The organism is Aeoliella straminimaris (assembly GCF_024054565.1).
Classification (GTDB): Bacteria; Planctomycetota; Planctomycetia; order Pirellulales; family Lacipirellulaceae; genus Aeoliella; species Aeoliella straminimaris.
The window spans coordinates 36,014-47,919 of record NZ_JAMXLR010000039.1 but is presented as its reverse complement, the minus strand read 5'-3'; the positions used below and the strand labels follow the sequence as shown (position 1 = coordinate 47,919).

Here is an 11,906-nt window from a genome sequence, read left to right as displayed (position 1 = left end):
CCAAGTCCAAGGAACTGGCGAAAGAAATCGTCTCCACTGAAACGCAAAACTCAGCGGCAATCATGCTCGACTCGCTTACAACGGAAGCTCGCAATCCAGCATCGGAGATGCTGGATGCGCTCAGTCCCACTGAAATCGTTAACCTTATCAATGCAGAAGACGCGAAGGTCGCGACCGCTGTAGGAGAACAGTCTGCTGCCATCGCCAAGGCGATCGAGACGATCTCTTTGAGGTTGGCTTCGGGGGGACGACTGATCTATTTTGGTGCCGGAACATCAGGGCGACTCGGCGTGCTCGACGCCGTGGAGTGTCCACCTACGTTCAATACCGACCCCAGCATGGTGGTTGGATTGATTGCTGGCGGATTCGATGCGCTGACATGTGCCGTCGAAGGAGCTGAGGATAATCCTCAATTGGGCGAAGCCGATCTGAAGTCCATCGGACTCACTGCTCAAGACGCGGTTGTTGGCATCGCAACCAGTGGCCGCACGCCATATGTGTTGGGTGGTTTGGAATACGCTCGCGAAGTGGGCGCCTTCCGCGTCGGGTTGGCTTGCAATCGCGACGCGGAGCTGACCACTCGGTGCGAAGTGAACATCATTCCGGTTGTCGGCCCCGAGGTGCTCAGCGGATCGACACGCATGAAAGCGGGCACCGCCACCAAGATGGTGCTCAACATGCTGAGCACGGGTGTGATGATTCAGCTGGGGAAGACCTATGGAAACCTGATGGTCGACCTGCGCGCGACAAACACCAAGCTGATGGCGCGAGCCGCGCGGATCGTTTCGATGACCACGCAGCTTTCGCAGGAAAGGGCCCAGCAACTCCTGAAGGACTGCAACGGTGAAGTGAAGACCGCTATACTGTCGTTTCACAGTGGTCATCCGCCCGATGCAGCCCGCAAAGTGCTGCATTCCTGCAAGGGGCAGCTCCAGCAGGCTTTGGCCACGAAAGAGCCGTCCTGATCTGGCGCCGAGCCACCGGAGTTCCGGAGTGCTTGGTGAGCGACTATGAATGCTAGTGCCTCAAGTTCTGACCTCTGCCTCGTTGTGGATGGGGGAGGCACCAAGACCGATTGCCAGGTCGTCCGCCGCGATGACGAGCGCTTTACGGTCGTCGCCCAGGGGCGTTCTTCCGGATGCAATCCAAACGCAATTGGGACGGCCAACGCCACCACCGCGATTGCCGAGGCCATCGAGGCTGCCAGGAAAGCGGCCGGACTTCCTGACGAAACGCGAATTGCGCGAGCCGCCATTGCCGTGGCCGGAACGGTGGACGAAACGCGCCGCAAGGAACTCGAGCATTTGCTTCGGCAGCAAAGCCTGGCTGGCGAATGTCGTGTTTTCCCCGACGTCTTGCCCATCCTCTCCGCGGCGGCTACCACAGGCACAGCGGCCGGGCTGATTTCGGGCACCGGCGCCACGGCCATTGCGAGAAACGCATATGGCAAGTGCTTTCTGGCGGGAGGTTGGGGATACCTGCTGGGCGACGAAGGCAGCGGATTCAGTGTCGGCCGGGAAGCGGTTCGGCAAACGCTGCTTGAGTTGGAGATGGGGGCAGGGCTATCGCTTCTAGGGCAATGCGTCTCCGAGCAACTCGAGGCCAGCTCCGTAGCGGCCATCAAGAAAACCGTCTACCAACCCGAGAACCATCGCGACTTGCTGGCGTCGTTGGCTCCGGCTGTAGTGCAATGCGCGAAAGCGGAAGACAAGCCGGCGATCACAATTCTTGAGCAGACGATCGAGCACCTACTGATACTGCTCCATCGCGCCGTCTCGCGCCTAATGCCGCCCGGCGACGACGTGCCTGTCGCCGTGATGGGGGGGATGTTCAGACCTGGTAGCCCCCTCCGGCAGCCACTCGAGCGAGCCATCCTGCGCACCCCCGGCTATGCAAGTGTGCGGTTCGTGGACGAGCCGCTGGAGTGCGTGCACCATTTGCTTCACGACGAGGCTTTCTCGCGCCCGATCCTATTTGCCGAGTAGGCAAATGGGCAGAGGGATGCTTGGGCAGCCATCTGCTGCTAGGAATTCGAGTCATTGCGGGCTGGCAGCGTCAGTCTACCAATACACCACCGGTCGACGCCTCACGGCAGCCGGTAGTCTGGGGAATCGATAGCGGTAGGTCCCTCATGTGACGAACCGCCAGCCAGGCAAAGCATTCTGCTTCCAGTGTATCGGGATTGAAACCACGGTGGTCGACCGAGTTCACCTCCGAGAAGTGCTCCAGCAGCATCTTCATGATCACGGGGTGATGAACTCCACCGCCTGTAACCCAAATGCTGGTAGGGTTGGCGGGCATCGTGGCCACGGCTCGCACCACCGCCTGGACGGTGATAGCGCACAGAGTGGCGGCGCCGTCTTCGACGCTCAGGCCGGAGACATCCACATGGTCGAAGTCGAATCGATCAGCCGATTTGGGGAGCGGCCGCCGAAAGAATTCGCGGTCTAGCGCCTCGTCGACCAGGTCCTGATTCACCGATCCCTGCAGGGCTAGCTTGCCATCAACATCGTGGTGCATGTGAGCCATCTCCTGCACCCATTCGTCCAGTAGTCCGCAGCCGGGACCAGTATCGCCCGCAATGATGTCGTCTTTCTCGCCCATCCAGGTAATGTTGGCGACGCCGCCCAGGTTCAGCACCAGTGTTGGCCGATCTTCCTTGGCGAACAGCGCCTGGTGAAACATCGAGACCAAGGGAGCTCCTTGCCCACCTTTGGCCATGTCGCGACGGCGAAAATCACTAACCACCGGTAGCTTTACCAACTCGTTCAGCAGCCAGGGATTTCCGATCTGCAGGGTAAGGTCTTCCTGTGGCAAATGCCTGACAGTATGTCCGTGGAAGCCAATCACCGAGGCACCTTCGCCCGCTTTACCCAAGTGCTCAAGCAGCGCGCGAACGGCATCGGCGTGATGTTGAGTGACCTGTTTCTCCAGTCGCAACAGCTCGGTAGTTGGCAAGTTGTGCTGCGAAGCTTCCAACAGCAAGGCGCGTAGCGTCTCGTCGTACGGCAGAGTCAGACCGCCGTGAAACTCGATGTTTTCCTCGCCGTCGGTCTCGACAAGCGCTGCATCCACGCCGTCGGCGGAGGTGCCGCTCATCAAGCCAATCGATTTGTAGACCTTTTTTGCTGGCACTTAGATATCCTTCCGTTTGGCAATATACCGCAGGGTTGCGGCTCCCCCCAGCAGAAAAATGTGGTCGAAAAGCTCACCAAATGGGCCTTTTAGGTCGCATTTCTCACTCCGGCGACGTAAAATGAATATCCCTTTCGCGCACCGAAGGCCCTTCCCCAGACTAACACGTGGCGGACCTGAGGAGTAGGTATCGGCGTGAGTACTCCTCTCGACAGTAGTAGTCTATGGCGACAAGCATCAAGGACAATCCGACTTTACAACAACTTCAGGATCCGCTCAGGGTGGCCAGAGTCGCTATCCTTATCGAGACGGAGTCGACCTGGGGACGACGGGTGATTCGTGGAATTGCCAGCTACGCGGAGAAGCACGCCGCGTGGCATCTGTTGATCGACCCCCGCGATCACGAGCACCGCTCGGCCTTGCCCGATGGCTGGCGGGGGCATGGAGTCATCGCCCGCATTGCCAGCCGCATGCAGTATGAGCAATTGTCTGCAAGTGGTCTGCCCGTCGTGGACGTGGACGACGTGTTTGAGGATCAGTTGGACATCGCCAAAGTGATCACGGATGAAGAAGCCCGGGCAAAGCTCGCCCTAGAGCACCTAAGCGGGCGAGGTCTGGTTAACTACGCCTACTTTGCACCACCTAGCAACCGCTACAGCAATCGCCGCGGCAAGGCATTCGCAGCGGCGGTTCAACAAGCGGGATACATTTGCCACGAGTACCGTCCAGGTTATCGGGCCGGTCGACGGATTAGCTGGAACGAGCAACAGCGGCGTGTCACGCGGTGGCTTGCTTCTTTGCCTCGTCCCGTGGCGATTTTGGCCGTCGATGCTCACCACGCCCACCAAATCGCGGAGATTTGCCACCTTGCTGACATCCGTGTGCCCGACGAAGTGGCGATTCTGGCCGGCGACTCGGACGATCTGCTGTGCGACGTATCGATGCCCCCGCTCTCGGCCATATCCACCGCCAGCGAACGTATCGGTTATCAGGCGGCCGAACTATTGGCCAGCATGATGGACGGCGCTCCGGTACCCAAGGAGCCCATCGTTGTAAAACCACACGACGTTGTCAGTCGCCACTCCACCGACATCCTGTCGATCGACGATCCCGCCGTGGTGCAGGCGCTGCGCTACATCCAGGATCATGCACACCGCGGCATCGGCGTCGACGACATTTTGCGTGAGGTGCCCATTTCGCGCCGCAGCCTGGAGATTCAGTTCCGGGCCTACCTGGATCGGTCGCCGGCGGAGGAGATTCGGCGGGCGAAACTCGAGCGTGGTCGCACTCTGTTGGGCAAGAGGGAGATGTCGATCACAGAAGTGGCGCTGGCCTCAGGGTTCTCGAATACCACTCGCTTCGGCATCGCTTTCCGCAAGCAGTACGGCATGACTCCACGGAGTTTTCGCAAGACCCTGTTTGCCGAATGATCGGGGCGCGCTTGCTTGGCGAGGCGGTCGACATGCAATCGGCGCACAAAAAAACGCCACCCCGTCGCGAGCGGCGAGGTGGCGTGCTGCCCGGGAGAGTGATTAGCTCTCACCAGGCTTCTAGCATAGTGAAGTTGGCGGAACAAACAATGAGATATGCGCAGACTTCTCTTTTTTTCACGCAAGGCAGATTCGGGCGTTAACGGTCGTCCATTTTGCTTGCGCGAAGCGAGGAATCGAATGCGCACTGGCCCCTTCTGGTTCTACAGGCGGGGGGCTACCATCAGACCAAGGGCGGTCACCAATATATCCACGCAAACCGTTTCGTTTAGGTGGCTTCTGCAATGCGCAGCAAACGTATCGTGATACTTACCGAGGGACACACCAACCCCATTACCGCCAAGACGGCGTGGGCGGTCCTGCGTTATCGTGGCGGCGATGTGGTCGCCCTGTTCGACACCACCCAGGCGGGCAAGACTGCCGGCGAGTTGATGAATGTGGGCGGCGACATCCCGATCATTGGTTCACTGGACGAAGTCGCCGAACCCGACGCCCTGCTGATCGGCATCGCACCGATGGGTGGCAAGCTGCCAACCGAATGGAAGTCCATCATCGTGTCGGCCATCGAACGTGGCATGACCATCATCTCGGGCCTGCATGACTTTTTGTCGAACGACAAGGATCTGGTGGCCGCCGCCGAGCAGCACGGCGTTGAGCTGGTCGATATTCGCAAGAACAACGAACGCGATGTCTCGAACCGGCTCGATCTGCGTGAAGATTGCTTGCGCATCCATACGGTGGGACACGATTGCTCGATTGGCAAGATGGTAACCTCGGTCGAACTGACCAACGAACTCAAACGCCAAGGTCAGGACGCCAAATTCGTCGCCACCGGGCAGACGGGCATCATGATCGAAGGCGACGGCTGTCCCGTGGATTGCGTGGTGAGCGACTTCGTGAATGGCTCGATCGAAAAGCAGATTCTTGCCAATCAGCATCACGACATACTCGTGATCGAAGGCCAGGCATCGTTGGCCCATCCTCGTTACTCGGCGGTGACGGCAGGTTTGTTGCACGGTTGTCTGCCGCATGGCATGATCCTGGTGTTCGAGGCGGGACGCAAGACGGTTAGCGGCATGCCCCATATCCCGCTCACACCTTTGCCCAAACTGATTCAGGCTTACGAAAACCTGGCAGCACTCCACATGCCCTCGAAGGTGATCGGGCTTGCCATGAATGGCCGCTTGCTCACTCCCGAGCAGGCTGAGGATGAACGCAAACGCGTGCAAGACGAAACCGGATTGGTGGTCTGCGACGTGTTCCGAGACGGCTCCGAACCCTTGGCGGCCGCTGTGATGAACCTGCGGGCTGAAATTTTTGGCACACCTGTCGCCAGCTAGTCGACACGCCCACGCGATGGCCAATCGGGACGCCGAACCTCGCCATGACTTGTACGATACTCTCCAGGCACCAACCTTCGTACCGGAACAGGAATTGAAAATATGAAGAGTGATCCGCAGCGTTGGATTTTGGCTACAGGCACAGTTCTGCTACTGGCTTTGGTTGGTGCGATGCCCGCGTCTTGGGCGGAAGAGTCCAGCAGCAAGGAGTCCATCCCCGATGTCTCCAAACTCGAGGCACGGTTGAAGCCCTTGATAGAGGGGCATCGAGGCGAGGTGGGCGTAATGATCCGCCATCTTCCCTCGGGGCAGACCTTCAAACATCGCGAAACGGTGGCCATGCCCACCGCCAGTTTGATCAAGTTTCCGCTGCTGATGGCAACCGCCAAGGCCCTGGAGGAGGGCGACGTGTCCCTCGACGGCCGCATCAAGCTAACTAAAGAAGATCAGGTGCCGGGCTCTGGTATTCTCACGGAGCATTTTGCGCCGGGGCTCGAGTTGACGTTGCACGATGCCATCCATCTGATGATTGCCTATTCCGACAACACAGCAACCAACCTGGTGATCGATCAGGTCGGACTTAACGCGACCAATGAACTGATGGCCGAGTTGGGATGCGATGCAACCCGGCTGAACTCCAAGGTTTATCGGCGCGATACAACCAACAACCTGGAGCGAAGTAAAAAGTACGGCCTCGGCAGCACCAGTAGCGAGGACATGGTCCGCCTGCTCGAGATGCTTGACGCGGGTGAGTTCGTCGACAAGGAACGTAGCGATCTGGTGCTCAAGTACATGGGCGATTGCCTCTCGACGGTGGGGCTACCACGGTACCTGCCCGACGGCACCAAGGTTGCTCACAAGACGGGCGCCGTTGGCGATACCCGCACCGAGGCGGGCATCATCTACTCTCCAGCGGGTCCGATTGCCATCTCGGTGCTCACCACGGCCAATGAAGACAAGACTTGGGACGACGACAACGAAGCGAAGCTGCTGATGGCAGAAATCGCCAAAGCCGCCTACTCGCACTTCGTCGGCGACACAGAAGCGAAGACTGTGCAAGTGGCCCGCAAATTGGAGTTGGGAGCCGCCGGCCCGTTAGTCGAGTCGCTGCAACGGACGCTCAATGCCCGCCTGAAGCCTTCGCCTGGCTTGTCCGTAGACGGCGATTTCGGCCCTAACACCGAAAGGGCCGTGCTCGCGTTCCAGAAGCAGGAGGGATTGGAGACCACTGGTGTCGTCGACCGCGACTTCTGGGCCAAGCTGGGCCCGCTGGCGACAGAAGACGAACCGACACCTTCGCAAGAAGCCGTGGCACGAAAGAACACCAAGAAGCAACCGCGCGAATCGCTCAATGGCCCGCCGGTTGTTACCTGCAAAGCCTGGTGCTTCGTGGACGGCAGCACGGGCGAGTTGCTGGCTGGCGATAACGAGAACGGCACCCGCGATCCGGCCAGCGTCACGAAGATCATGACGGCCCATCTGGTGCTGAAGTACGCCGAAGAGCATCCCGAGGCACTTGACGAGACTATTACCTTCAGCAAGCGGGCGGACCAAACTTCCGGTTCGACCTCCGCAGTGCGTGAGGGCGAAAAACTGCCCGTGCGAGAACTGTTGTATGGTTTGATGCTGCCCTCGGGCAACGACGCCTCGGTGGCGTTTGCCGAGCACTTTGGTGCGTTGATTCGACCGGACGAGGATGGCACCAGCTACGATCGGTTCATCGCCGAAATGAACGCCGAAGCCGAGCGGCTTGGTATGAAGAACACCGGCTACAAGAACCCCCATGGACTGACGGCCAAGGGGCATGTGACCTCCGCCTGGGACATGACCTTGCTGGCACGCGAGGCGATGAAACATCCTTTGCTTCGCGAGATTGTGTCCACGCGGCAGCACGTCTATACCGTCAGTTCGGTAGTGGGCTACGAGCGAGAGGTTGTGTGGAACAACACGAATCGATTGCTGGGTTACGAAGGCTACCTGGGAGTGAAGACGGGCACGACCGGGGCAGCCGGAGCTTGCTTGGTGGCCTGTGGCGAACGTAACGGTCGCGAAACTTTCGGCGTCGTCCTGGGTTCCAGTTGTAGTGACGCTCGCTATTCCGACATGCGGAACCTGTTCCGCTACGTCTGGTCGATGAATCCCGAGTCGACGGAGGCCGTGCAGGAAACTGCTGCCGCCGCTCAGTAATCCGTCTCCGGGTTGTCAGAATCTCTTGGCTCGAGAAGAAATCCACTGCGAGTTTGTGATGCGTGAGTTTCCCTTTGAAGAACTCGTCTCCAAGGACAAGTCGTTCCGCCAACTGTACGCCGAGTACAAGATCGATCAGGAGCGTAGCGAACTGCTTCGCGAGGCGGACGTAGCCGCGGCGACTCAGACGCTGTTGAGCGAGAGCGCCGGCAAAGAGGTGCCCCAGCGATTGCGTCAGAAGATTCTTGGCAAGTCGTTCGAAGGACGCACCATTCGCCTGGTGTCTATTGGAACCGGCGAGCGAAGCATCTTCATGTGGACGCAGATGCATGGCGATGAATCGACCCACACGTCGGTGGTGCTGTCGATACTCAATACGCTCGTGAACTTGGGCAACGAGGCCTTCGGCGGCGCGGATTTTCTGGGGGATTGCACGCTGCATGTCCTGCCGATGCTGAATCCCGATGGGGCCGCCCGCCAGACCCGAGAGAATGCCCAAGGCGTCGACATCAATCGCGACGCGGTGGAACTGAACACGCCCGAAGGCCGGATCCTCCGCGAAGTGGTGCTGCAGCTCGAGCCGCAATACGGATTCAACCTCCACAATCAACGAGCGGACAAGACCGTCACCGACACGGGAAAGATAGCCGTGCTCAGCGTGCTGGCGCCCCCGCTCGACTATGACGATACGGACTCGCCCTCGGTGATTCGCGCTCGTCAGTTGGCAATTGAGATGTTTGCAGTCGGGCAGCGGCTCTTGCCAGGACACTCCACCCGCTACGAGGCGGGATACATGCCCACCGCCTTCGGCGAGTGGGTGCAGGCGCAAGGCGCGTCGACCATGCTGCTGGAGGCAGGCGGCTGGCCCAAGGATCAGCCTGTCTGGCGGGACGAGTTACACTACGTCACGTTGATGACGGCCCTGCGGTCGATTCATCAGCAGGCGTTTTCCGAGATCGAGTCCACCCAATACAAGTCACTGCCGCTCAACAAGATCGTGAAATAGTACCGTAGGTTAGCTCCGATATGATTCGCACCTTTGTTCTGTTCGCCTTGGTATCTGCCCTGAACGCCACAATGTCTCACACGAGTCTGGGCGACGAGGCGCCGTCAGTCATCAAGGCCAGGCCACTCAAGCCGGGCGATACGATTGTCATCGTGGCGCCAGCCAAGCCGCTGCAGCGCGAGGCGATCACGCGGGCTAAAGAGAAGCTGGAGTCGATGGGCTTCAAGGTAAAGATTCCTGACAATCTCTTTCGCTCCCATGGCTATCTGGCTGGCACCGACCAGCAGCGTGCCGATGAGTTGATGGCGGCCTTTACCGACCCCGAGGTCGACGCCATTTTTCCCGGAGGTGGTGGCTATGGAGCGACGAGGATTCTCGACTTACTCGACTTCGAGAAGATTCGGCAGAACCCCAAGGTACTGATCGGCTACTCGGATATCACGGCCCTGCATGTGGCGATTCACCAAAAGACGGGGCTCATCACGTTCCACTCGCCAGTGGCCAGTTATGGCCTGGGCTCCAAAGGAGGGCTGACGCCATTCGCCGAGCGAACCTTCTGGCGGGCGCTATTGGCTAAGGACTACAAGCCGTCGCAATTGACTTACACGTTGGGAGTGGAGCCCGGCGATGACGTGAAGCTGGAGCCGTTTGCCTTGGTTTCAGGGCAAGCTGAAGGTCGCTTGATTGGTGGCAACCTCTCGCTGCTTGCCGCGATGATGGGTACGCCCTACCAAGTGGAAACGGCCGGCAACATCCTGTTCATCGAAGATGTTGGGGAAGCTCCCTATCGAGTCGATCGCATGCTTCAGACACTCAAGTCGGGTGGTTTGCTCGACGAGGTTTCCGGCATCGTGTTGGGCGCGTTTACCCGGCGTGACGACGAAGATACTTCGGGCGAAGTACGGACCATCGACGACGTACTGCGCGACTTTTTTCAGGACGCGCCTTACCCAGTGCTGATGAGATTCCCGGTGGGACATCAGCCCAACAACTGCACCCTGCCCGAGGGGGTAAAAGTGCGGTTGGACGCAGACTCTGGCGTGATCGAGTTGCTTGAAACACCCGTCCAAATCGAGGACTAGAGCAGCTCGCGTGAGAAGAATGTGCGCGGCGCGCATAAAAAAGTGCGCGAACACGCATCGCAAGTTGCTGCAATTCACCTACGATGAATTTGTGCGCATGTACGTACTGAAGTTCATCCCCGCCTACAAACGCAGCTTTCCCGAAAGTGGCTCGTCATGGATCGTCTAAAACCCCATTGTCGACATCGACTGGCGTTCGGCTTCACTTTGGTCGAACTGCTGGTGGTCATCGCCATTATTGGCATTCTGGTGGCGCTGCTCCTGCCTGCGGTGCAGGCGGCTCGCGAGTCGGCACGGCGACTTAGCTGTGGCAACAACCTCAAGAACATCGCGCTGGCCTGTTTGAATTATGAGTCGGCCAAAGGAACCCTGCCCCCGGGTGGAGTGAATGCTCCGGGCCAACAACAAAGTGGTCTGGGGTGGCCGGTGTGGGTGCTACCCTACTGCGAAGGCAGCGTGGTTACCGAACAGGCCATTGATGCATTCGCCGCCAGTGGTGACGCCTATGGCTCGGCGATGGATGAATTGAACCGGATGATCATGCCGATGTACTACTGCCCCAGCGATCCAGAGATCAAAACGCAACAGGAAAAGTACCTAACTGCAGATCGCCGGCAGATGAGCTACTCGGGCGTTTCGGGTTCGTACTACAGTCGAACGGGCGAGTGTCCCAAGACTCGGCAGACTGGTATCTACTGTGTTGCCAACTCGCTGACGGGAACGTTTGCGAACAATAACTACGATGGCCTGATGATCCAGGATTGGCCCGTTAAGTTGCGCACAGCTACTGACGGCCTGAGTAATACAATGATGATCGGCGAGCGATGGTATGGCGTACGAGCCTGGATGATCGGATCGTACTGGCTCCAGCCTACCGATCCGCCGCCAGGGAGATTTGGCGCCTCTACTCCCAAGGGTCCGCAGCCGGTGTCTGCACTGTTTGCGATGAAGAACGTGACGGCCAATGTGCCTCTGAATGTTGATCTCAGGGTCAGCTGCTATATCGGGCACGACAACGCCACGGATCGCCCTCAGGATTTGCCGGTGGAGCAGTGCCGATCGCTGTCGGTAAACGATTTGCCATTTGGAAGCTTCCACCCCGGGGGCGTTAACTTCGCTTACGGCGATGGGAGCGTGACTTTCCTGCAGGACGATATCAACATCAACGTCTACCTGGCACTTGCATCGAGAAACGGGGGCGAAGTTGAATAGGCCTGGCTTCAGCCGATTGGCCTTTTCGATGGCCGCCGCGCTACTGCTCAGCGGATGCTCCACATCCGACCCGATGGCCGTTGTCACTGGCGTCGTAACCGTCGGCACAACCCCCGTCGGTCCGTGTAGTGTTCAATTCCACCCTGTTGGGGGCGGTCGACCGATTGCCACCACCACGGAGGGCGAAGGAAGCTATCAAATAGCGCTTCCACCTGGCACTTATAACGTGGTGGTTCGCCCGTCGGTCCATCTACCAGAAGGCTGGAAGGAGGGCGACCCAGTGCCGGATCCGCCCGTGGCGGTGCCCAAAGACTACACCCAGGCGACAACCACGAAGCTGCAGGTGAAGGTGGAGCAGCCGCAGGATTTTACCAAGGACCTGCAGATGTAGTGCCGGATTCACGGCGGTTGGTCGGTAGCTCGCCCACAATATCGCCATTGGGGCGACCATCAC

At 59.0% G+C, this 11,906-nt stretch carries 10 protein-coding genes; 9 read left to right on the top strand and 1 reads right to left on the bottom strand.

The features are described 5' to 3' along the window. Positions 1-62: 62 nt before the first annotated feature. On the top strand, positions 63-965 hold the full coding sequence (gene murQ / locus NG895_RS12895) for an N-acetylmuramic acid 6-phosphate etherase (protein ID WP_252852917.1): 903 nt from the start codon (positions 63-65) through the stop codon (positions 963-965). Positions 966-1,010: 45 nt separating this feature from the next. Then, entirely contained in the window at positions 1,011-1,985 is a 975-nt protein-coding gene (locus tag NG895_RS12890) for a BadF/BadG/BcrA/BcrD ATPase family protein (protein ID WP_252852916.1), read from the top strand. A 70-nt stretch (positions 1,986-2,055) separates the two neighbouring features. On the opposite strand, the gene NG895_RS12885 is transcribed toward NG895_RS12890, so the two are convergent. Further along, positions 2,056-3,135, bottom strand: a complete 1,080-nt coding sequence (locus NG895_RS12885) for an anhydro-N-acetylmuramic acid kinase (RefSeq protein WP_252852915.1) — start codon at positions 3,133-3,135, stop codon at positions 2,056-2,058. 224 nt (positions 3,136-3,359) lie between these two features. Between NG895_RS12885 and NG895_RS12880 the strand changes: the two genes are divergently transcribed. The 7 genes from NG895_RS12880 (at position 3,360) to NG895_RS12850 (ending at position 11,843) form a co-directional block, all read left to right on the top strand. Next, entirely contained in the window at positions 3,360-4,565 is a 1,206-nt protein-coding gene (locus tag NG895_RS12880) for an AraC family transcriptional regulator (protein WP_252852914.1), read from the top strand. Positions 4,566-4,909: 344 nt separating this feature from the next. Continuing rightward, positions 4,910-5,965: an N-acetyltransferase DgcN family protein gene (locus NG895_RS12875; protein ID WP_252852913.1), complete on the top strand. Its 1,056-nt coding sequence runs from the start codon at positions 4,910-4,912 to the stop codon at positions 5,963-5,965. 102 nt (positions 5,966-6,067) lie between these two features. Then, positions 6,068-8,152 carry a serine hydrolase gene (locus tag NG895_RS12870; protein WP_252852912.1) on the top strand — a complete coding sequence of 695 codons (2,085 nt, stop codon included), beginning with the start codon at positions 6,068-6,070 and terminating at the stop codon, positions 8,150-8,152. Between the two features lie 58 nt (positions 8,153-8,210). Continuing rightward, a complete protein-coding gene (locus tag NG895_RS12865; RefSeq protein ID WP_252852911.1) occupies positions 8,211-9,158 on the top strand; it encodes a M14 family zinc carboxypeptidase in 948 nt (315 codons plus the stop codon). Positions 9,159-9,229: 71 nt separating this feature from the next. Further along, entirely contained in the window at positions 9,230-10,240 is a 1,011-nt protein-coding gene (locus NG895_RS12860) for a S66 peptidase family protein (protein ID WP_252852910.1), read from the top strand. Positions 10,241-10,396: 156 nt separating this feature from the next. After that, complete coding sequence (locus tag NG895_RS12855) at positions 10,397-11,452, top strand: DUF1559 domain-containing protein (protein WP_252852909.1); 1,056 nt, start codon at positions 10,397-10,399, stop codon at positions 11,450-11,452. Positions 11,453-11,480: 28 nt separating this feature from the next. Then, a complete protein-coding gene (locus tag NG895_RS12850) occupies positions 11,481-11,843 on the top strand; it encodes a carboxypeptidase-like regulatory domain-containing protein (RefSeq protein ID WP_252852908.1) in 363 nt (120 codons plus the stop codon). Positions 11,844-11,906: the final 63 nt, after the last annotated feature.

Excerpts from the sequence above, each read along its gene's own strand:
- NG895_RS12855 (WP_252852909.1), top strand. The coding sequence starts at position 10,397 with ATGGATCGTCTAAAACCCCATTGTCGACATCGACTGGCGTTCGGCTTC.
- NG895_RS12860 (WP_252852910.1), top strand. The coding sequence starts at position 9,230 with ATGTCTCACACGAGTCTGGGCGACGAGGCGCCGTCAGTCATCAAGGCC.
- NG895_RS12870 (WP_252852912.1), top strand. The coding sequence starts at position 6,068 with ATGAAGAGTGATCCGCAGCGTTGGATTTTGGCTACAGGCACAGTTCTG.
- NG895_RS12850 (WP_252852908.1), top strand. The coding sequence starts at position 11,481 with ATGGCCGCCGCGCTACTGCTCAGCGGATGCTCCACATCCGACCCGATG.
- NG895_RS12880 (WP_252852914.1), top strand. The coding sequence starts at position 3,360 with ATGGCGACAAGCATCAAGGACAATCCGACTTTACAACAACTTCAGGAT.
- murQ (WP_252852917.1), top strand. The coding sequence starts at position 63 with ATGCTCGACTCGCTTACAACGGAAGCTCGCAATCCAGCATCGGAGATG.
- NG895_RS12865 (WP_252852911.1), top strand. The coding sequence starts at position 8,211 with ATGCGTGAGTTTCCCTTTGAAGAACTCGTCTCCAAGGACAAGTCGTTC.
- NG895_RS12875 (WP_252852913.1), top strand. The coding sequence starts at position 4,910 with ATGCGCAGCAAACGTATCGTGATACTTACCGAGGGACACACCAACCCC.
- NG895_RS12890 (WP_252852916.1), top strand. The coding sequence starts at position 1,011 with ATGAATGCTAGTGCCTCAAGTTCTGACCTCTGCCTCGTTGTGGATGGG.